The following is a 19,318-nucleotide window of genomic DNA, read 5'->3' as shown; positions in this document are numbered from 1 at the left end:
GGAACCACGTGCTCGACGTCAACTTCTTCGACGAGCTGCGCATCGGCCTTGCCACTGCGGAGTCCATCCGCCAGTGGAGCCACGGCGAGGTCAAGAAGCCCGAGACCATCAACTACCGCACGCTCAAGCCCGAGAAGGAGGGCCTGTTCTGCGAGCGCATCTTCGGCCCGACCCGGGACTGGGAGTGCAACTGCGGCAAGTACAAGCGCGTCCGCTTCAAGGGCATCATCTGTGAGCGCTGTGGCGTCGAGGTCACCCGCGCCAAGGTGCGTCGTGAGCGGATGGGCCACATCGAGCTCGCCGCCCCCGTCACCCACATCTGGTACTTCAAGGGTGTCCCGAGCCGCCTCGGCTACCTGCTCGACCTCGCCCCGAAGGACCTCGAGAAGGTCATCTACTTCGCGGCCTACATGATCACCTCCGTCGACGAGGACCAGCGTCACGCCGACCTGCCCTCGCTCGAGGCGCAGATCCAGGTCGAGAAGAAGGAGATCGAGAACCGCCGCGACGCGGACGTCGAGTCCCGCGCGCAGCTGCTCGAGCGCAACGTCGCCGAGCTCGAGGCCGAGGGTGCCAAGGCCGACGCGAAGCGCAAGGTCCGCGACCAGGCCGAGCGCGAGATGAACAACATCCGCAAGCGTGCCGACCAGCAGGTCGAGCGCCTCGAGCAGGTCTGGGACCGCTTCAAGAACCTCAAGGTCCAGGACCTCGAGGGCGACGAGATCCTCTACCGCGAGATGCGTGACCGCTTCGGTCTGTACTTCGAGGGTGGCATGGGCGCCGCGGCGATCCAGAAGCGCCTCGAGTCCTTCGACCTCGACGCCGAGGCGGACCTCCTCCAGGAGATCATCGCCACCGGCAAGGGCCAGAAGAAGACCCGCGCCATCAAGCGCCTCAAGGTCGTCAACGCCTTCCAGATGACGACGAACCACCCGTCGGGCATGGTCCTCGACGCGATCCCGGTCATCCCGCCGGACCTGCGCCCGATGGTGCAGCTCGACGGTGGCCGTTTCGCGACGTCGGACCTCAACGACCTCTACCGTCGCGTCATCAACCGCAACAACCGCCTGAAGCGCCTGCTCGACCTCGGTGCCCCCGAGATCATCGTCAACAACGAGAAGCGCATGCTCCAGGAGGCCGTCGACAGCCTCTTCGACAACGGCCGTCGTGGTCGCCCGGTCACGGGCCCCGGCAACCGTCCGCTCAAGTCGCTGTCCGACATGCTCAAGGGCAAGCAGGGTCGTTTCCGCCAGAACCTGCTCGGCAAGCGCGTCGACTACTCCGGCCGTTCGGTCATCGTCGTCGGCCCGCAGCTGAAGCTGCACCAGTGCGGTCTGCCCAAGCAGATGGCGCTCGAGCTCTTCAAGCCGTTCGTGATGAAGCGCCTGGTCGACCTCGACCACGCGCAGAACATCAAGTCGGCCAAGCGCATGGTCGAGCGTGCCCGTCCGGTCGTGTGGGACGTCCTCGAAGAGGTCATCACCGAGCACCCCGTGCTGCTCAACCGCGCACCCACGCTGCACCGACTCGGCATCCAGGCGTTCGAGCCGCAGCTCGTCGAGGGCAAGGCCATCCAGATCCACCCGCTCGTCTGCTCGGCCTTCAACGCCGACTTCGACGGTGACCAGATGGCCGTCCACGTGCCGCTGTCGGCAGAGGCGCAGGCCGAGGCCCGCATCCTCATGCTGTCGAGCAACAACATCCTGAAGCCGGCCGACGGTCGCCCCGTGACCATGCCCACCCAGGACATGATCACCGGCATCTACCACCTGACCGACGCCCTCGACGGCGGCGGCCCGGGTGCGGGTCGTGCGTTCTCGTCCCCGTCCGAGGCCCGCATGGCCTTCGACCGTGGCGAGATCCTGCTCGGCTCGGCGATCAAGCTGCGCCTGACGGACGCGGTGCCCCCGGCCGGCTTCGAGCTGCCCGAGGGTGTCGAGGCCGGCGAGGACGGCATCGTCCCGAGCATCACGCTCGAGACGACGCTCGGCCGCGCCATCTTCAACGACACGCTGCCGCTCGACTACCCGTTCGAGAACCGCCCGGTCGACCGCAAGCGTCTCTCGGCGATCGTCAACGACCTCGCGGAGCGCTACTCCAAGGTCCAGGTCGCCGCGTCCCTCGACGCCCTGAAGGAGGCCGGTTTCCACTGGTCGACCCGCTCGGGCTGCACCGTCGCGATCTCCGACGTCACGACGCCGGACAACAAGACGAACATCCTCGAGGGCTACGAGACCAAGGCCGCCAAGGTCCAGACGCAGTACGAGCGCGGTCTGATCACCGACGACGAGCGTCGCCAGGAGCTCGTCGAGATCTGGACCCAGGCGTCCAACCAGGTCGCCAAGGAGATGGAGACCAACTTCCCGCGCACGAACCCCATCTACCGGATGGTGTCCTCGGGCGCTGGTGGTAACTGGTTCCAGATCCGTCAGATCGCCGGCATGCGAGGCCTCATGGCCAACCCGAAGGGCGAGATCATCCCGCGCCCGATCAAGGCGAACTTCCGTGAGGGCCTCACGGTGCTCGAGTTCTTCATCTCGACGCACGGTGCCCGTAAGGGTCTGGCCGACACGGCTCTGCGTACCGCCGACTCGGGCTACCTGACGCGTCGTCTCGTCGACGTGTCGCAGGACGTCATCATCCGTGAGGACGACTGCGGCACCGAGCGTGGCCTCAAGCTGCCGATCGCCCAGGTCAACGAGACCACGGGCACGCGTGCGCCGAGCGAGGTCGTCGAGGCCTCGGTCTACGCCCGCACGCTGGCCGAGGACGTCGTCGTCGACGGCGAGACCCTCGCCGTCGCCGGCATCGACCTCGGTGACGTCGTCATCGACGCGCTCTACGCGGCCGGTGTCGACGAGGTGCGGATCCGTTCGGTCCTCACCTGCGACAGCAAGGTCGGCACCTGTGCCGCCTGCTACGGCCGTTCGCTCGCGACGGGCAAGCTCGTCGACATCGGCGAGGCCGTCGGCATCATCGCGGCCCAGTCGATCGGTGAGCCCGGCACGCAGCTGACGATGCGTACCTTCCACACCGGTGGTGCGGCTGCGGCCGACGACATCACCCAGGGTCTGCCGCGTGTCGTCGAGCTGTTCGAGGCGCGCACCCCCAAGGGTGTCGCCCCGATCGCCGAGGCCACCGGCCGCGTCGAGATCGAGGACACCGACAAGGCGCGTCGCATCCTGCTCACGCCGGACGACGGCTCCGAGCAGCACGCCTACCCGGTGAGCAAGCGCTCGCGCCTCGTCGTCGCCGACGGCGACCACGTCGAGGTCGGCACCAAGCTGGTCCAGGGCGCGATCGACCCCAAGCAGGTCCTTCGCATCCTCGGCCCGCGCGCTGCGCAGAAGCACCTGGTGGACGAGGTCCAGCGCGTGTACCGCCAGCAGGGTGTGTCGATCCACGACAAGCACATCGAGGTCATCGTGCGCCAGATGCTGCGTCGCGTGACGATCATCGAGGCCGGCGACGCCGACCTGCTGCCCGGCGAGCTCGCCGAGCGTGGTCGCTTCGAGGACGAGAACCGTCGCGTCATGGCCGAGGGTGGCCGTCCGGCCGCCGGTCGTCCCGAGCTCATGGGCATCACCAAGGCCTCGCTCGCGACGGAGTCGTGGCTGTCGGCCGCGTCCTTCCAGGAGACGACCCGCGTGCTCACGCAGGCCGCCATGGAGGCCAAGTCCGACCCGCTGCTCGGCCTCAAGGAGAACGTCATCCTCGGAAAGCTCATCCCTGCCGGCACGGGCCTGCCCCGCTACCGGAACGTCAAGGTCGAGCCCACCGAGGAGGCCAAGGCCGCGATGTACTCCCTGCCGAGCTACGACGCCTACGACTACGCAGGCTTCGGTTCGGGCACGGGCGAGGCCATCCGTCTGGACGACGAGGCCCTCGGTCTCGACCAGTTCTGACCGGATCACCGGCCGCCGCGTGAGCGGCGGCCGGTGACCACCTCTCGTGCATCACGTATGCCGCTGGGCCGGCTTCCCGACAGGGGAGCCGGCCCAGCGGCGTTCCGGCAGGGGAGCCGGGCCGGCCAGTACGCCGGAGGACGTTCGAGGCCGTGCGATGACGTCTCCGGCCCTCGGTAGGGTGGTCGCATGACCGAGCCCACGGCCGCCGTGCCGAACGCGCCAGAGCCCGACGAGCTCGCCGCCCCCGCCCCCACCGCTGCTGGCGAGTCCGCCGCGCCGGTCCGGCCTGCCGCGGCCGACGGCGCGGACCCCGCCGACGGCGGCCCCACGCCCGCGATCATCGTGCTCACGGAGGAGGCGCTCAAGCCGGTCGACGTCGACAAGATCGTCGCGCTCCACGAGGAGGAGTCGCCCACCTACCGCGTGCTCGTGCCGGCGGACACGGACCGCAACCTGCTCAGCTCCTTCCTCAACCACCTCAGCCTCTTCGAGATGCGCGAGGCGCTCGAGTCGCTGCGCCCCGTCGACCGGAGCGAGGCGCACGCCGACGCCGACACGGCCCTGTCGCGCACCCTCGCCGAGTTCGAGAGCCACTCCGTCGTGGCCACCGGCGAGATCACGGCCGACGACCCGATGCCGACGCTCGTCGAGGAGGTCGCGCGGCTCGGGGCCCAGGAGGTCGTCGTCGTCACCGAGCCCCACGCCGTCGAGGACACCTTCCACACCGACTGGGCCTCCCGGGCCCGCGAGGCCCTCGGCGTGCCCGTCCTGCACATGTATGCCGGCGACTGGCGTCTCGGGTGACCGGACGCCCGGCGCTCCCCGCCAGGCGCACGCGTCCCGTCCGTGCCTGAGCGCGCGGGACGGCATACCCCATCCGGCCGGTCAGGGCCGGTCTCACCGATTTGGTCGGCGTGCCGCGCCCCGGTACGCTTGAACACTGTGTCTGAGGCACGCATTCAGGCATGCGCGATGACGGCCCCGGTGCCCTGTCCGCCCGCTCCTCGCGGACGTGACATCACTGCGGTCCAGAGCACACCTTCCGCCGGGCAATCCTGCTGACCGACCGCCGTCCGGGCGTCGTGAAGCGGGGGAGTGCAGGGGGGAGTACCGGTACCGACACGCCCGACCTCGGGGGTCGAGGTGCCGAACAGCCAAGGAGTCGTCCTTCCGGACGACTGACAACGAGCAACGTTATGGAGTAACCAGGTTGCCTACCATCAACCAGCTGGTCCGTAAGGGCCGCCAGGACAAGGCCACGAAGGCCAAGACCCCGGCGCTCAAGGGTTCGCCCCAGCGCCGCGGTGTGTGCACCCGCGTGTACACCACCACCCCCAAGAAGCCGAACTCTGCCCTGCGCAAGGTCGCCCGCGTGCGCCTCTCCAGCGGCATCGAGGTCACGGCCTACATCCCCGGCGTCGGCCACAACCTGCAGGAGCACTCGATCGTGCTCGTGCGCGGTGGTCGTGTGAAGGACCTCCCGGGTGTGCGTTACAAGATCGTCCGCGGCACGCTCGACACCCAGGGTGTCAAGAACCGCAAGCAGGCTCGTAGCCGTTACGGCGCGAAGAAGGAGAAGAGCTGATGCCTCGTAAGGGACCCGCTCCGAAGCGCCCGCTCGTCGTCGACCCGGTCTACGCCAGCCCGCTCGTCACGCAGCTCGTCAACAAGATCCTCCTCGACGGCAAGAAGTCCATCGCCGAGACGATCGTCTACGGCGCCCTCGAGGGCGTCCGCGGCAAGACCGGCACCGACCCCGTCGCCACGCTCAAGCGTGCGCTCGACAACGTCAAGCCGGCCATGGAGGTCAAGAGCCGTCGCGTCGGTGGCGCGACCTACCAGGTGCCGATCGAGGTCAAGCCCAACCGCTCGACCACGCTCGCCCTGCGCTGGCTCGTCGGCTACTCGCGGCAGCGTCGCGAGAAGACGATGACCGAGCGCCTCATGAACGAGATCCTCGACGCGAGCAACGGCCTCGGTGCCGCTGTCAAGCGCCGCGAGGACACGCACAAGATGGCCGAGTCCAACAAGGCCTTCGCGCACTACCGCTGGTGACCCAGCGGTCCGGTCGGTATGCCGGGGAGCTCGCTCCACGGCATACCGCCGGGCACGCGCCCGCCCGTCACGAGACGTGGCCCCCGGCGCCCCTAGATTTCACTACACGACGAATGAGACGAGAAACCTGACGTGGCACTCGACGTCCTGACGGACCTCAAGAAGGTCCGCAACATCGGCATCATGGCGCACATCGACGCTGGCAAGACCACGGTGACGGAGCGCATCCTCTTCTACACCGGTGTCAACCACAAGATCGGTGAGACCCACGACGGTGCGTCGACGACCGACTGGATGGAGCAGGAGAAGGAGCGCGGCATCACGATCACGTCTGCCGCCGTGACCTCCTTCTGGGAAGGCACCCAGGTCAACATCATCGACACCCCCGGGCACGTCGACTTCACGGTCGAGGTGGAGCGCTCGCTGCGCGTCCTCGACGGTGCCGTCGCGGTGTTCGACGGCAAGGAGGGCGTCGAGCCCCAGTCCGAGACGGTGTGGCGCCAGGCCGACAAGTACGACGTGCCCCGCATCTGCTTCGTCAACAAGATGGACAAGCTCGGCGCGGACTTCTACTTCACCGTGCAGACGATCAAGGACCGCCTCGGTGCGGAGCCCCTCGTCATGCAGCTCCCGATCGGTGCCGAGAACGACTTCCTCGGTGTCATCGACCTCGTCTACATGCGTGCCCTCGTGTGGCCCGGCGACGCCAAGGGCGACGTGACCATGGGCGCCAAGTACGAGATCGCCGAGATCCCCGCGGACCTCCAGGCCAAGGCCGAGGAGTACCGCATGGCCCTCGTCGAGCGCGTCGCCGAGTCCGACGACGCCCTCATGGAGAAGTACCTCGGTGGCGAGGAGCTGACCCCGGAGGAGATCAAGGGCGGCATCCGCAAGCTCACGGTCAACTCCGAGCTCTACCCGGTCTTCTGCGGCTCGGCGTTCAAGAACCGCGGAGTGCAGCCGATGCTCGACGCCGTCGTGGACTACCTCCCGTCGCCGCTCGACGTCCCCCCGATGATCGGTCACAAGCCGGGCGACGAGAGCGTCGAGCTCACGCGTGCGCCGAGCAAGGACGAGCCGTTCTCGGCCCTCGCCTTCAAGGTCGCCACGCACCCGTTCTTCGGCACGCTGACCTTCATCCGCGTCTACTCGGGCCACATCAGCTCGGGCACGAGCGTCATCAACTCGACCAAGGGCCGCAAGGAGCGCATCGGGAAGCTCTTCCAGATGCACGCCAACAAGGAGAACCCCGTCGAGGAGGCCATGGCCGGCCACATCTACGCGGCCATCGGCCTGAAGGACACGACGACCGGCGACACGCTGTCGGACCTCAACGAGCAGATCGTGCTCGAGTCGATGACCTTCCCCGACCCGGTGATCCAGGTCGCCATCGAGCCCAAGACCAAGGGTGACCAGGAGAAGCTCGGCACGGCCATCCAGAAGCTCTCGGCCGAGGACCCGACCTTCCAGGTCCACCACGACGAGGACACCGGCCAGACGATCATCGCCGGCATGGGCGAGCTGCACCTCGACATCCTGGTCGACCGCATGAAGCGCGAGTTCAAGGTCGAGGCCAACGTCGGCAAGCCGCAGGTGGCCTACCGCGAGACGATCCGTCGTCCCGTCCTCAAGTACGACTACACGCACAAGAAGCAGACCGGTGGCTCGGGCCAGTTCGCCAAGGTCCAGGTCAGCTTCGAGCCGCTGGGTGAGACCGAGGACGGCTCGATGTACGAGTTCGTCAACGCCGTCACCGGTGGCCGCGTGCCGCGCGAGTACATCCCGTCGGTCGACGCCGGCATCCAGGACGCCATGCAGTACGGCGTGCTCGCCGGCTACCCGCTCGTGGGCATCAAGGCGACGCTCAACGACGGTGCCTACCACGACGTCGACTCCTCGGAGATGGCGTTCAAGATCGCCGGCTCGATGGTCCTCAAGGAGGCCATCCGCAAGGCGGACCCGGTCCTGCTCGAGCCGATGATGGCCGTCGAGGTCCGTACGCCCGAGGACTACATGGGCGACGTGATCGGTGACATCAACTCCCGCCGTGGCCAGATCCAGGGCATGGAGGACATCAGCGGCGCCAAGGTCGTCAAGGGCCTCGTCCCGCTGTCCGAGATGTTCGGCTACGTCGGCGACCTGCGCTCCAAGACGCAGGGTCGCGCGAGCTTCTCCATGGAGTTCGACTCCTACGCAGAGGTCCCCAAGGCCGTTGCCGAGGAGATCATCAAGAAGACCCGCGGGGAGTGACTGCGGGACATCCCGTAGTCTCTTCCATCGGAAACCACCCCATCGCGCCACGTCCTGCCCTGGTCGTACGGCGTAACACAAGAAAGTCCTGAGGAGGACCACAGTGGCGAAGGCAAAGTTCGAGCGGACCAAGCCGCACGTCAACATCGGCACCATCGGTCACATCGACCACGGCAAGACGACGCTGACGGCTGCGATTTCCAAGGTTCTGCACGACAAGTACCCCGACCTGAACCCCCAGTTCGCGTTCGAGGACATCGACAAGGCTCCCGAGGAGCGCCAGCGCGGTATCACGATCTCGATCGCGCACATCGAGTACCAGACGGAGGGTCGTCACTACGCCCACGTCGACTGCCCGGGCCACGCTGACTACGTGAAGAACATGATCACGGGTGCGGCTCAGATGGACGGCGCGATCCTGGTGGTCGCCGCCACCGACGGCCCCATGCCGCAGACGAAGGAGCACGTCCTCCTGGCCCGCCAGGTCGGCGTCCCCTACATCGTCGTGGCGCTCAACAAGGCCGACATGGTCGACGACGAGGAGATCCTCGAGCTCGTCGAGATGGAGGTCCGTGAGCTCCTGTCGCAGTACGAGTTCCCGGGCGACGACCTTCCCGTCGTGCAGGTCTCGGCGCTCAAGGCGCTCGAGGGTGACGAGAAGTGGGGCCAGTCGGTCCTCGACCTCATGGACGCCGTCGACAACTCCATCCCGGAGCCCGAGCGCGACGTCGACAAGCCGTTCCTCATGCCCGTCGAGGACGTCTTCACGATCACCGGTCGTGGCACCGTCGTCACCGGTCGTATCGAGCGCGGCATCCTCAAGGTCAACGAGGAGATCGAGATCGTCGGCATCCACACCGGTCCGCCGGCCAAGACGACCGTCACGGGCGTCGAGATGTTCCGCAAGCTGCTCGACGAGGGTCGCGCCGGCGAGAACGTCGGTCTGCTCCTTCGTGGCACCAAGCGCGAGGACGTCGAGCGCGGGCAGGTCATCTGCAAGCCGGGCTCGATCACCCCGCACACGGACTTCGAGGCTCAGGTCTACATCCTGTCCAAGGACGAGGGCGGCCGTCACACGCCGTTCTACGACAACTACCGTCCCCAGTTCTACTTCCGTACGACGGACGTGACGGGTGTCGTGCACCTGCCCGAGGGCACCGAGATGGTCATGCCCGGCGACAACACCGACATGACGGTCGAGCTCATCCAGCCGATCGCCATGGAGGACGGCCTCAAGTTCGCCATCCGTGAGGGTGGCCGCACGGTCGGCGCCGGTCGCGTCACCAAGATCATCAAGTGATCTGACGCTTCACCAGCTTCACCAGCAGTTCCGGTAGGGCCCGTTCCGCTTCGGCGGGGCGGGCCCTTCCGCGTACCCCCACGTCTGGTGGTTCGCGTGGCCCGCGCGTCCGTGTCTTCGCGGGACGGGCGACGCGGGTCGCGGCGAGAGCGTCGGCGGCCGCGTCCCAGCGTCACGGCGTCTTGCGTATGCCGTTCGGCCGCCTCCGATGCCGCTCCCCACGTCGCCCGCCCCGCTCCTCGGGCGCGTGGGCCGAACCACCGTGTGGGCGCACGCTCCCTCTGGTCGGGGGTCAGGGGCGGGTGGCGGTGGTGTAGCGGACCTGTTGGGTGAGGCGGAGCTGGTCGTCCTCGCCCCGGTCGGGCTCGAGGGCGGAGGCGATCCGGGCCATGGCGCCCGGGAGCTCGGCGTCGGGGACCGCGGCCCAGAGCTGGCGCAGGCCGAGGGTCATGGTCCAGGCGCGCCAGGCGTCGGCGTCGGGCAGGGTCACCTCGAGCGGCTCGTCGTGGCTGTCGACGCCGGAGGCGCCGCAGGCCTCGAGCAGCGCGGCCATCGACGTGGTGCTGGTGAAGGGTCCGGTGCGACCGGTGGTGCGCGCGTCGAGCAGCTGCTGCGGTGCGTAGGCCAGCAGGACGGCCTCGGCGGCCGACCACGCGGCGTCCGTGGGACCGAAGGTCGACAGCCCGATGCGCCCGCCGGGCCGCACCAGGTGCACCCAGCCGGTGAGGGTCTCGTCCGGCTGCGGGTCGAAGAAGAGCACGAGCGAGGCGACGAGAGCGTCGAAGCCCCCAACCGGCAGCGTCTGGGGAGAGGCCTCCCCGACGACGACCTCGACGGGGAGCCCGCGGGACTCTGCCTCGTCCCGGAGGTGCAGGGCCATCGCGGGGGAGAGGTCGACGGCGGTGACGTGCCCGCCGGGGCCGACGGCCGAGGCGAGGGGGAAGGTCGCCGCTCCGCGCCCAGCGCCGACGTCGAGCGCCCGGTCGCCCGGGTGCGGCGCGGTCAGCTCCACCAGACGCCGGCCGATCGGCCTGAACCACGGCACGGTGCCCTGGTCGTAGCCGGGAGCCAGCTGGTCGAAGAGCGCGGCCACGCCCGCGCGACGCTGTGAGGGGTCCATGTCCCCGATGCTCCTCCTCCGCAGCTCGAGGCGGGAGCGGTTGGCCTGCTTCCGCCGCTCTTCCGAGAGGTGGCGCGGCGGCGACCTACTGGCCGCGCGCGACGAGGACGACGGTGTCGGAGTCGGCGGCGAGATAGGCCCGCGCCCGGAAGGAGCCCTCGGCGAAGAGGGCATCGAGCGTCTGCGACCGGAGCAGGGGACCGGAGGGCAGCGACGCCCGCAGACCCGCCTCGACGTCCGGCGCGTCGCCGCTGGGCGTCGGCGCGGGAGATGCCGCGCGCAGGACAGCCGCGGAGTCGGGGGCGAGCTGCACGACGGCGTCGATCCAGTAGGTCGACGGCCCCGGGGACCCGGAGCGGAGGGTCCCCGACATCCACGTCGCCGACACGGGCCGGCCCAGGGCGCCGAAGCGCTTCGTCAGCGGCTCGAGGTCGGTGCGCAGCTGTCCGGTGCCGACCTTGGTCGAGGTGTCCGGACGCCCGTCAGCCGTGCCCGTGCGGGGACCCACCACGGCTTCGCTCGCCACGATCCGTGGTCCGGCGGGGGCGCTGCTGCAGCCGCCGAGGACCGGGAGGCCCAGCGCGGTGGCGAGCGCGACCGCGGTCATCCGGGTGGGCGTCGCCCGCCGTGTCCTGGCGCCCATCACGGCGTCCGGGGTCGCCAGAACCACGGCGTCACCGCGGCGAGGAGGCGGGCCACCTCGGCCCTGACCCGGTCGGTGTGGGCCACGGTCAGCGGACGGTCGCCGTGGAGCACGTCCTCGCCGAGGGCCACGTGCAGCGATCGCAGCGTCCGCATGGTGTTGCTCGCCTCGGCCGGCACCGGTCCGGGGGATCCGGAGGCGAACAGCGCACGGACGTGGGCGAGCCACCCGAGCGCCGTCGACTCGTCGACGTCCTCACGCGCGAGCACCAGGGCCACGGCGCACGCGAGCCGGTCCTCCTCCTGGTCGCGCCACACGAAGGCCGTCGGCTCGACCATCCGCCGCGCGAGGGCGTCGAGCAGGGAGGCCGGGTCTCCGACGCCGGCGACGCCGCACGCGCCGTAGAAGTCGGCGCCGTGGGCCACCGCGTGCACCCACCCCACCAGGGGGTCGTGGCCGCGCAGGTCCTGCTCGCCGGCGTACCACCGGGTCACGGCCCGCGGCCACGCATCGTCGAAGTCCCCGGCCGCCACGAGCGAGGCCAGCACGAGCGGGGCGAACGACCGGGCCTCGGCGCGGTCGTGACCCAGCCGCTCGAGCATCGCCGCGGCGAGCCAGGACCGGTCGTCGGCGGAAAGGTCGTTGTCGCGCACGAGACGCGTCAGGGCGGCATACGCCCCGTCGTCGCGGACGGCGGGGTCCGGGGAGGCCAGGTCGTCGACGAGGCGGTGCAGGACGGCGTCGGGCATGGGGGCGATCCTGCCACCCTCCCTGGTCGTTGCCCTTCGTTGCCTTGGTCGGACGATTGCCGTATGACTGGCGCATGACATCGACGGGGGAGCGGACCCGACACCCGCGTGCGGCGGCGAGGCGTCTCGCGGTGGGGGTCTGCTCGGTCGGGCTGCTCCTGTCGATCGGCGCCTGCTCCAAGGACGGTGGCTCGGCGATGGCGGCGCGGGTCGCTGCCGACGCCGGCCCCGTGACGGGGGTCCCCGCTGCGGCTGGTCCCGTGCCGGGATCCTCCACCGGTCCGGCCACCGGCGTGCCGACCGACCTTCCGGCGGCGACCACGACGCCGTCGTCCGCCCCCGCGACGGGCGACACCCCGATCCTCGTCGGGCGCCGGGTCACGGCCGCGCGCGCCGGGCTGTCCTTCGAGGTGCCGGCTGGCTGGCAGGCCTTCGACCCCTCCCGGGTGACGCGGGCGAGCGCCGCGGCGCTGCCCCAGGCGGCCAAGGACCTCGCGGCCAACTCCGGGCTGTCCGTCGAGGAGTACCTCAAGCAGGTCGGCAGGGCCATCGAGGTGATGGTCATGGGGCCGGTCACGCGCGGCGCGGCCGACAACATCTCCGTCATCCCGACCCCGGCGAGCCGGCTGCCGACCGAGGACGACCTGCGCGCGCAGCTCGAGTCCGTCGGGGCGAAGGTCGTGCGCGTCGACCGGACCACGACCCCGCTCGGGCCGGCCATCGTGGCCGAGTCCCGGCTGCCGATGGCCACCTTCGTCACCCACACCCGCTCTGTCGCCGTCGAGCACGACGGCCTCGTCACGTTCCTCACCGTGACGGCCACGACGCGGGCGAGCGCGGAGTCGCTGCTGCGCCAGATGCTGGCCACCCTCAGACCCGCCTGAGCCGGCGGATAGGGTCGGGAGCCATGGCGCACTCGTTCGACACCGACACCGAAGCCCAGGGCCTGATCGACTACGTCGACGCCTCCCCGACCCCCTTCCACGCCTGCGAGCAGGCCGCGGCCCGGCTCTCCGCGGAGGGCTTCACCGAGGTCGACGAGACCGAGCCGTGGCCGGCCCAGCCCGGGCGGCACTACCTCGTGCGCGGTGGGTCGCTCATCGCCTGGGACACCACGGGCGCGCACGGCGCCGGCGCGGGACCGGCCGCGGGCTTCCGGGTCGTCGGGGCGCACACCGACAGCCCCAACCTGCGCATCAAGCCCAACCCCGACCACGCGCGGGCCGGCTGGCAGATGCTCGGCGTCGAGCCCTACGGAGGCCTGATCCTCAGCTCGTGGCTCGACCGCGACCTCGGCCTCGCCGGCCGGGTCGCCGTGCGCGGGGCAGGTGGGGTCGAGTCCCGCACCTTCCACGGCCGGGACGCCCTCCTGCGCATCGCGCAGCTGGCGATCCACCTCGACCGCACCCAGAACGAGGCGCTGAGCCTCAACAAGCAGGCGCACCTCGAGCCCCTGTGGGGCGTCGGTGACGAGCCCGGCGACTTCGTCGGCTACCTCGCCGAGCAGGTCGGGGTCGACCGGGAGGACGTCCTGTCCTGGGACGTCATGACCCACCCGGTCCAGCCGTCGACGCGCCTCGGCCGCGCCCGCGAGCTCATCGCGGCCCCGCGCCTCGACAACCTCGCGACCTCGTATGCCGGGGTGCGGGCCCTGCTCGACGCCGTGGCCACCGAGCCGTCCCACGTCCCCGTCCTCGTCCTCTTCGACCACGAGGAGATCGGGAGCACCTCCGAGCGGGGCGCCACCTCGACGCTGCTGCCCTCCGTCCTCGAGCGGATCGTCACCGCCCGGGGAGGCACCCGGGACGACTACTGGCGTGCCCTCGCGGCCACCGTCATCGCCTCGGGCGACATGGGGCACGCGACCCACCCCAACTACGCCGACCGGCACGAGCCGATGCACCAGATCCGGGTCAACGGCGGCCCGGTGCTCAAGGTCAACAGCAACCTGCGCTACGCCACGGACTCCGTCGGCGCCGGCGCCTTCCGGCTGGCCTGCGAGCAGGCCGGCGTCCCCATGCAGACCTTCGTCACCCGCAGCGACCTCCCGTGCGGCTCGACCGTCGGTCCCGTGACGTCGTCGCTGACCGGCGCGACCACCGTCGACTTCGGTGCGGCCACCCTCTCGATGCACAGCACGCGTGAGCTGATGGGCGCCGAGGACCCGGCGATGTATGCCGGTGCGCTGAGCGCGTTCCTCGCCCCGGCCTGAGCGCCCGCCACACGGCATACGCCAGCCGGTGGGCGCGGGCGGGCGCCCGACGGGTGCGAGGATGGGGTCGTGGAGACCACGCTCATCGTCCCGACCCGCCCCACCCTGGTCTACGACGCCGACTGCGCCTTCTGCACACGCAGCGTGGAGCTCCTCCAGCGCTGGGTCGACCGGCGGGCCCGTTACGACGTGCGCCCGTGGCAGGCGCTCGACCTGGCGGCCGTGGGGCTGACGGAGCAGGACTGCGACGCAGCAGCCCAGTTCGTCGACGCGGACGGCACGGTCCGCGCGGGACACCTGGCCATCGCGAGCGCCCTGACCCACGGCGCACCCGGCTGGCGACCGCTCGGCCACCTCGTCGAGGTGCCGGGGATCTCGTGGCTGGCCGGGCGCGCGTACCGCTGGGTCGCCGCGCACCGGCACCAGCTGCCGGGTGGCACCGCGGCGTGCGCCCGCCCTCTCGGATGACGCGACGCGCCACCTCGGCCGCCCTGCGCGCCCACCTCGCCTCGATTTGATAGTGCGGTGCGCGCTCTGGCACACTGTTCAGGTTGCTTGACGCGCGTCGCTGACCCATGTCGGTGGCGCCGCCCCTTGAGAGCCTCCTGACGGGGACTCGCCCGGACTCCTCTCGGAGGCCCGAGGGAAGCGCAAGTTACCCGGTTCGGCCGGGCAATCCACACGAAAGTGGCACTCAGGTGCGCACCTTTCACCGCGAAGCGGGCGCGACACGCCCGACCTCGGGGGTCGGATGGCCAAGGGAACCGGTAGTCAGAAGCGAGAGAGAGACGTTCATCAGATGGCGGGACAGAAGATCCGCATCCGGCTGAAGTCGTACGACCACGAGGTCATCGACAACTCGGCTCGGAAGATCGTTGACACAGTGACGCGCGCCGGCGCGACCGTGGTGGGCCCCGTCCCGCTGCCGACGGAGAAGAACGTCTTCGTCGTCATCCGGTCGCCGCACAAGTACAAGGACAGCCGCGAGCACTTCGAGATGCGCACCCACAAGCGCCTCATCGACATCATCGACCCGACGCCCAAGGCCGTCGACTCGCTGATGCGTCTCGACCTGCCGGCGGACGTCAACATCGAGATCAAGCTCTGAGGCGGCCCCAGATGACTGTTGCTCAGAAGAACGTCAAGGGCGTGCTCGGCGAGAAGCTCGGCATGACCCAGGTGTGGGACGCAGACAACAAGCTCGTCCCCGTGACCGTGGTCAAGGCCGGCCCCTGCGTCGTGACGCAGGTGCGCGCCGACGAGACCGACGGCTACTCCGCGGTCCAGATCGCCTTCGGTGCGATCGACCCCCGCAAGGTGAACAAGCCCATGAGCGGCCACTTCGAGAAGGCCGGCGTCACGCCGCGCCGTCACCTCGTCGAGCTCCGCACGGCTGACGCCGGCGCCTACGAGCTCGGCCAGGAGATCACGGCCGAGTCCTTCGAGGCCGGCCAGCGCGTCGACGCGACGGGCACGACCAAGGGCAAGGGCTTCGCCGGTGTCATGAAGCGTCACGGCTTCCACGGTGTCAGCTCCTCCCACGGTGCCCACCGCAACCACCGCAAGCCGGGCTCCATCGGCGGCTGCTCGACCCCCGGCCGTGTCTTCAAGGGCATGCGCATGGCTGGTCGCATGGGTGGCGTTCGCCAGACGACCCAGAACCTCCAGATCCACGCCGTTGACGCCGAGAAGGGCCTGCTGCTCATCAAGGGTGCCGTTCCCGGCCCCCGCGGTGGCATCGTCCTGATCCGCACGGCTGCGAAGGGTGCATGAACGACATGGCAACCAAGACGCAGAACCTGCCCGCCGAGATCTTCGACGTCCAGACCAACGTCCCGCTGATCCACCAGGTCGTCGTGGCGCAGCTGGCCGCCGCTCGTCAGGGCACGCACTCGACCAAGACCCGCGGCGAGGTCCGCGGCGGTGGGCGCAAGCCCTACCGCCAGAAGGGCACCGGCCGCGCCCGTCAGGGCTCGACCCGCGCCCCGCAGTTCGCCGGTGGTGGCGTCGTCCACGGCCCGCAGCCGCGTGACTACTCCCAGCGCACCCCCAAGAAGATGAAGGCCGCCGCCCTGCGTGGTGCCCTCTCCGACCGGGCCCGCTTCGACCGCATCCACGTCGTCGACTCCATCGTCTCGGGCGACCTGCCCTCGGCGAAGGACGCCGCCGCCCTGCTCGCCGGCCTGACCGAGCGTCCCAACCTGCTCGTGGTCATCGAGCGCGGCGACGACCTCGCGATGAAGTCGGTGCGCAACCTGCAGAACGTGCACGTCCTCGTCGCCGACCAGCTCAACACGTACGACGTGCTGTGCGCCGACGACATCGTCTTCACCCAGGCCGCCCTCGACGCGTTCGTCGCCGGTCCCGTGAAGGCCGACAAGGCCGACAAGGAGGCCACCAAGTGAGCATCCACACCAAGGACCCGCGCGACATCCTGATCGCGCCGGTCGTCTCCGAGAAGTCCTACGGTCTGCTCGACGAGGGCAAGTACACCTTCATCGTCGACCCCCGTGCGAACAAGACGGAGATCAAGATCGCCATCGAGGCGATCTTCGACGTCAAGGTCGACAAGGTCCACACCCTGAACCGCCAGGGCAAGACCCGTCGCACCCGATTCGGCCTCGGCAAGCGCAAGGACACCAAGCGTGCGATCGTCTCCCTCCGCGAGGGCTCGATCGACATCTTCGGTGCGGGCGCCTGAGATAGACGAAGAGAGACTTAACGAACATGGGTATCCGCAAGTACAAGCCGACCACACCGGGCCGTCGTGGCTCGTCGGTCGCCGACTTCGTCGAGATCACGCGCACCACTCCCGAGAAGTCGCTGGTCCGCCCCCTGTCCAAGACAGGTGGCCGTAACAACGCCGGCCGCATCACGACCCGTCACATCGGTGGCGGTCACAAGCGTGCCTACCGCGTCATCGACTTCCGTCGCCACGACAAGGACGGCGTGCCGGCCAAGGTCGCTCACATCGAGTACGACCCCAACCGCACCGCGCGCATCGCGCTCGTCCAGTACGTCGACGGCGAGAAGCGCTACATCCTGGCCCCGAACAAGCTGAAGCAGGGCGACCCGATCGAGAACGGCCCCGCGGCCGACATCAAGCCGGGCAACTCGCTTCCGCTGCGCAACATCCCCGTGGGTACGGTCATCCACGCGATCGAGCTCAAGCCCGGTGGCGGCGCCAAGATCGCCCGCTCCGCGGGTGCTCGCGTGCAGCTCGTCGCCAAGGACGGCCCCTACGCCCAGCTGCGTATGCCGTCCGGCGAGATCCGCAACGTCGACGCGCGCTGCCGCGCGACCGTCGGCGAGGTGGGCAACGCCGAGCAGAGCAACATCAACTGGGGCAAGGCCGGCCGCATGCGCTGGAAGGGCAAGCGCCCGACCGTCCGTGGTGTCGCAATGAACCCGGTCGACCACCCGCACGGTGGTGGTGAGGGCAAGACGTCCGGTGGACGTCACCCCGTCAGCCCCTGGGGTCAGGCCGAGGGCCGCACCCGCAAGGGACACAAGGAAAGCGACAAGCTCATCGTGCGTCGCCGTCGTACTGGCAAGAAGCGCTGATAAGGAGCCTTTGGAATGCCTCGTAGCCTGAAGAAGGGCCCCTTCATCGACGACCACCTTCAGAAGAAGGTGGACGCCCAGAACGAAGCGGGCACCAAGACCGTCATCAAGACCTGGTCGCGCCGTTCGGTCATCAGCCCGGACATGCTCGGCCACACCTTCGCCGTCCACGACGGCCGCAAGCACGTCCCGGTGTTCGTCACCGAGTCGATGGTCGGCCACAAGCTCGGCGAGTTCGCGCCGACCCGCACGTTCAAGGGTCACGTGAAGGACGACAAGAAGGGTCGTCGTCGCTGATGGCCATCGAATCCAAGGAAGAAGTCATGGAAGCCAAGGCTTCGGCGCGGCACGTCCGTGTCAGCCCGCAGAAGGCTCGCCGTGTCGTGGACCTGATCCGCGGCAAGGCCGCCACCGACGCCGTCACGGTGCTCACCTTCGCCCCTCAGTCGGCCTCCGAGCCGGTCAAGAAGGTGCTGGAGAGCGCCATCGCCAACGCCCGCGTCAAGGCCGACCGTGAGTCGGTCGCCTTCGACGAGCGCAACCTGGTCATCACGGCCGCGTTCGTGGACGAGGGCCCGACGATGAAGCGTTTCCGTCCGCGTGCCCAGGGCCGCGCCGGTCGCATCAACAAGCGCACGAGCCACATCACCGTGGTCGTCACGCAGCCGGAGAACACGAAGGGAGCCCGCTGATGGGTCAGAAGGTCAACCCCCATGGCTTCCGTCTCGGCATCACGACGGACCACAAGAGCCGTTGGTTCGCCGACTCGACGAAGTCGGGTCAGCGCTACCGCGACTACGTCAAGGAAGATGTCGCCATCCGTCGCCTGATGGAGAAGGGCATGGAGCGCGCCGGTATCGCCTCGGTCGACATCGAGCGCACCCGTGACCGCGTCCGCGTCGACATCCACACCGCCCGCCCGGGCATCGTCATCGGTCGCCGCGGCGCCGAGGCCGACCGCATCCGTGGCGAGCTCGAGAAGCTCACGGGCAAGCAGGTCCAGCTGAACATCCTCGAGGTCAAGAACCCCGAGATCGTCTCCCAGCTGGTCGCCCAGGGCATCGCCGAGCAGCTCTCGGCCCGCGTGGCGTTCCGCCGCGCCATGCGCAAGGGCATGCAGTCCGCCCAGCGCGCCGGCGCCAAGGGCATCCGCGTGCAGGTCTCCGGCCGCCTCAACGGCGCCGAGATGAGCCGCACGGAGTTCTACCGCGAGGGTCGCGTCCCGCTGCACACGCTGCGTGCGCAGATCGACTACGGCTTCTACGAGGCCCGTACGACCTTCGGTCGCATCGGCGTCAAGGTGTGGATCTACAAGGGCGACATGACGGCCAAGGAGCTCGCTGCCCAGCAGGCCGCCGCTCCGCGCCCGTCGCGTGGCCCGCGTCGTGACGGCGGTGACCGTCCGAACCGCGCCCGTCGTGGTGACCGCAACGAGACCGCCGCTGCTCCGGCAGTGAACGAGACCGCTGCTGCCGAGGCCCCCGCCGCGGCCAGCACCGAGAATGAGCAGGCCTGAC

Annotated in this window: 20 protein-coding genes; 17 read left to right on the top strand and 3 right to left on the bottom strand. The window is 69.6% G+C overall.

Annotated features, from left to right (window positions below; genetic code table 11):
- The first annotated feature begins 8 nt into the window (after nucleotides 1-8).
- The 6 genes from ABD297_RS10260 to tuf all read left to right on the top strand — a co-directional run bounded on the left by ABD297_RS10260 (nucleotide 9) and on the right by tuf (nucleotide 9,513).
- On the top strand, nucleotides 9-3,905 hold the full coding sequence (locus tag ABD297_RS10260; RefSeq protein WP_344254834.1) for a DNA-directed RNA polymerase subunit beta': 3,897 nt from the start codon (nucleotides 9-11) through the stop codon (nucleotides 3,903-3,905).
- A 189-nt stretch (nucleotides 3,906-4,094) separates the two neighbouring features.
- Nucleotides 4,095-4,712 (top strand): hypothetical protein, encoded by a 618-nt coding sequence (locus ABD297_RS10255; protein WP_344254833.1) that lies wholly within the window; start codon nucleotides 4,095-4,097, stop codon nucleotides 4,710-4,712.
- Between the two features lie 406 nt (nucleotides 4,713-5,118).
- Nucleotides 5,119-5,493 carry a 30S ribosomal protein S12 gene (gene rpsL, locus ABD297_RS10250; RefSeq protein WP_141823424.1) on the top strand — a complete coding sequence of 125 codons (375 nt, stop codon included), beginning with the start codon at nucleotides 5,119-5,121 and terminating at the stop codon, nucleotides 5,491-5,493.
- Nucleotides 5,493-5,963 (top strand): 30S ribosomal protein S7, encoded by a 471-nt coding sequence (rpsG, locus tag ABD297_RS10245; protein ID WP_344254832.1) that lies wholly within the window; start codon nucleotides 5,493-5,495, stop codon nucleotides 5,961-5,963. The genes rpsL and rpsG overlap by 1 nt, the downstream gene beginning before the upstream one ends.
- A gap of 132 nt (nucleotides 5,964-6,095) precedes the next feature.
- Nucleotides 6,096-8,213, top strand: coding sequence for an elongation factor G (fusA, locus tag ABD297_RS10240; RefSeq protein WP_344254831.1), 2,118 nt, complete (start codon nucleotides 6,096-6,098; stop codon nucleotides 8,211-8,213).
- Between the two features lie 103 nt (nucleotides 8,214-8,316).
- Nucleotides 8,317-9,513: an elongation factor Tu gene (gene tuf / locus ABD297_RS10235; protein WP_020143252.1), complete on the top strand. Its 1,197-nt coding sequence runs from the start codon at nucleotides 8,317-8,319 to the stop codon at nucleotides 9,511-9,513.
- A 292-nt stretch (nucleotides 9,514-9,805) separates the two neighbouring features.
- Here the strand turns inward: tuf and ABD297_RS10230 are convergent, their stop codons facing one another.
- The 3 genes from ABD297_RS10230 to ABD297_RS10220 all read right to left on the bottom strand — a co-directional run bounded on the left by ABD297_RS10230 (nucleotide 9,806) and on the right by ABD297_RS10220 (nucleotide 12,025).
- A complete protein-coding gene (locus tag ABD297_RS10230) occupies nucleotides 9,806-10,633 on the bottom strand; it encodes a class I SAM-dependent methyltransferase (RefSeq protein ID WP_344254829.1) in 828 nt (275 codons plus the stop codon).
- Between the two features lie 85 nt (nucleotides 10,634-10,718).
- Nucleotides 10,719-11,240 carry a hypothetical protein gene (locus ABD297_RS10225; RefSeq protein WP_344254827.1) on the bottom strand — a complete coding sequence of 174 codons (522 nt, stop codon included), beginning with the start codon at nucleotides 11,238-11,240 and terminating at the stop codon, nucleotides 10,719-10,721.
- A 35-nt stretch (nucleotides 11,241-11,275) separates the two neighbouring features.
- The gene (locus ABD297_RS10220; RefSeq protein ID WP_344254825.1) at nucleotides 11,276-12,025 is read right to left on the bottom strand and encodes a DUF2785 domain-containing protein; all 750 of its coding nucleotides are present in this window, start codon (nucleotides 12,023-12,025) and stop codon (nucleotides 11,276-11,278) included.
- Nucleotides 12,026-12,099: 74 nt separating this feature from the next.
- On the opposite strand from ABD297_RS10220, the gene ABD297_RS10215 reads away from it, so the two are divergent.
- The 11 genes from ABD297_RS10215 (at nucleotide 12,100) to rpsC (ending at nucleotide 19,317) form a co-directional block, all read left to right on the top strand.
- A complete protein-coding gene (locus tag ABD297_RS10215) occupies nucleotides 12,100-12,909 on the top strand; it encodes a hypothetical protein (RefSeq protein ID WP_344254823.1) in 810 nt (269 codons plus the stop codon).
- 23 nt (nucleotides 12,910-12,932) lie between these two features.
- Nucleotides 12,933-14,237, top strand: coding sequence for a M18 family aminopeptidase (locus tag ABD297_RS10210; RefSeq protein ID WP_344254821.1), 1,305 nt, complete (start codon nucleotides 12,933-12,935; stop codon nucleotides 14,235-14,237).
- 69 nt (nucleotides 14,238-14,306) lie between these two features.
- A complete protein-coding gene (locus ABD297_RS10205; RefSeq protein ID WP_344254819.1) occupies nucleotides 14,307-14,705 on the top strand; it encodes a thiol-disulfide oxidoreductase DCC family protein in 399 nt (132 codons plus the stop codon).
- A gap of 331 nt (nucleotides 14,706-15,036) precedes the next feature.
- Nucleotides 15,037-15,345, top strand: coding sequence for a 30S ribosomal protein S10 (gene rpsJ / locus ABD297_RS10200; RefSeq protein WP_009775966.1), 309 nt, complete (start codon nucleotides 15,037-15,039; stop codon nucleotides 15,343-15,345).
- A gap of 11 nt (nucleotides 15,346-15,356) precedes the next feature.
- Nucleotides 15,357-16,010 (top strand): 50S ribosomal protein L3, encoded by a 654-nt coding sequence (gene rplC / locus ABD297_RS10195; protein WP_344254817.1) that lies wholly within the window; start codon nucleotides 15,357-15,359, stop codon nucleotides 16,008-16,010.
- The gene (gene rplD, locus ABD297_RS10190; RefSeq protein WP_344254815.1) at nucleotides 16,007-16,642 is read left to right on the top strand and encodes a 50S ribosomal protein L4; all 636 of its coding nucleotides are present in this window, start codon (nucleotides 16,007-16,009) and stop codon (nucleotides 16,640-16,642) included. The genes rplC and rplD overlap by 4 nt, the downstream gene beginning before the upstream one ends.
- Nucleotides 16,639-16,938, top strand: a complete 300-nt coding sequence (gene rplW, locus ABD297_RS10185; RefSeq protein ID WP_030194219.1) for a 50S ribosomal protein L23 — start codon at nucleotides 16,639-16,641, stop codon at nucleotides 16,936-16,938. Before rplD ends, rplW begins: the two co-directional genes overlap by 4 nt.
- Nucleotides 16,939-16,964: 26 nt before the next feature.
- Nucleotides 16,965-17,801, top strand: coding sequence for a 50S ribosomal protein L2 (gene rplB, locus ABD297_RS10180; RefSeq protein WP_142176969.1), 837 nt, complete (start codon nucleotides 16,965-16,967; stop codon nucleotides 17,799-17,801).
- Between the two features lie 15 nt (nucleotides 17,802-17,816).
- Nucleotides 17,817-18,098 (top strand): 30S ribosomal protein S19, encoded by a 282-nt coding sequence (gene rpsS, locus ABD297_RS10175; protein ID WP_141823434.1) that lies wholly within the window; start codon nucleotides 17,817-17,819, stop codon nucleotides 18,096-18,098.
- A 26-nt stretch (nucleotides 18,099-18,124) separates the two neighbouring features.
- On the top strand, nucleotides 18,125-18,493 hold the full coding sequence (rplV, locus tag ABD297_RS10170) for a 50S ribosomal protein L22 (RefSeq protein ID WP_020143239.1): 369 nt from the start codon (nucleotides 18,125-18,127) through the stop codon (nucleotides 18,491-18,493).
- Nucleotides 18,493-19,317 (top strand): 30S ribosomal protein S3, encoded by an 825-nt coding sequence (rpsC, locus tag ABD297_RS10165; protein WP_344254813.1) that lies wholly within the window; start codon nucleotides 18,493-18,495, stop codon nucleotides 19,315-19,317. The genes rplV and rpsC overlap by 1 nt, the downstream gene beginning before the upstream one ends.
- Nucleotide 19,318 lies beyond the last annotated feature (1 nt).

Source organism: Terrabacter carboxydivorans (assembly GCF_039532035.1).
Classification (GTDB): Bacteria; Actinomycetota; Actinomycetes; order Actinomycetales; family Dermatophilaceae; genus Terrabacter; species Terrabacter carboxydivorans.
The sequence above is the reverse complement of the archived record's forward strand: the minus strand, read 5'-3'. Positions and strand labels throughout refer to the sequence as shown.

Bases quoted from the DNA above. Each gene is read 5' to 3' on its own strand.
- rpsS (WP_141823434.1), top strand. From the start codon at position 17,817: ATGCCTCGTAGCCTGAAGAAGGGCCCCTTCATCGACGACCACCTTCAG.
- ABD297_RS10220 (WP_344254825.1), bottom strand. From the start codon at position 12,025: ATGCCCGACGCCGTCCTGCACCGCCTCGTCGACGACCTGGCCTCCCCG.
- rplC (WP_344254817.1), top strand. From the start codon at position 15,357: ATGACTGTTGCTCAGAAGAACGTCAAGGGCGTGCTCGGCGAGAAGCTC.
- ABD297_RS10215 (WP_344254823.1), top strand. From the start codon at position 12,100: ATGACATCGACGGGGGAGCGGACCCGACACCCGCGTGCGGCGGCGAGG.
- rpsG (WP_344254832.1), top strand. From the start codon at position 5,493: ATGCCTCGTAAGGGACCCGCTCCGAAGCGCCCGCTCGTCGTCGACCCG.
- ABD297_RS10225 (WP_344254827.1), bottom strand. From the start codon at position 11,240: ATGACCGCGGTCGCGCTCGCCACCGCGCTGGGCCTCCCGGTCCTCGGC.
- ABD297_RS10255 (WP_344254833.1), top strand. From the start codon at position 4,095: ATGACCGAGCCCACGGCCGCCGTGCCGAACGCGCCAGAGCCCGACGAG.
- rplD (WP_344254815.1), top strand. From the start codon at position 16,007: ATGAACGACATGGCAACCAAGACGCAGAACCTGCCCGCCGAGATCTTC.
- rplV (WP_020143239.1), top strand. From the start codon at position 18,125: ATGGAAGCCAAGGCTTCGGCGCGGCACGTCCGTGTCAGCCCGCAGAAG.
- ABD297_RS10210 (WP_344254821.1), top strand. From the start codon at position 12,933: ATGGCGCACTCGTTCGACACCGACACCGAAGCCCAGGGCCTGATCGAC.
- rpsC (WP_344254813.1), top strand. From the start codon at position 18,493: ATGGGTCAGAAGGTCAACCCCCATGGCTTCCGTCTCGGCATCACGACG.
- rpsJ (WP_009775966.1), top strand. From the start codon at position 15,037: ATGGCGGGACAGAAGATCCGCATCCGGCTGAAGTCGTACGACCACGAG.
- rplB (WP_142176969.1), top strand. From the start codon at position 16,965: ATGGGTATCCGCAAGTACAAGCCGACCACACCGGGCCGTCGTGGCTCG.
- ABD297_RS10230 (WP_344254829.1), bottom strand. From the start codon at position 10,633: ATGGACCCCTCACAGCGTCGCGCGGGCGTGGCCGCGCTCTTCGACCAG.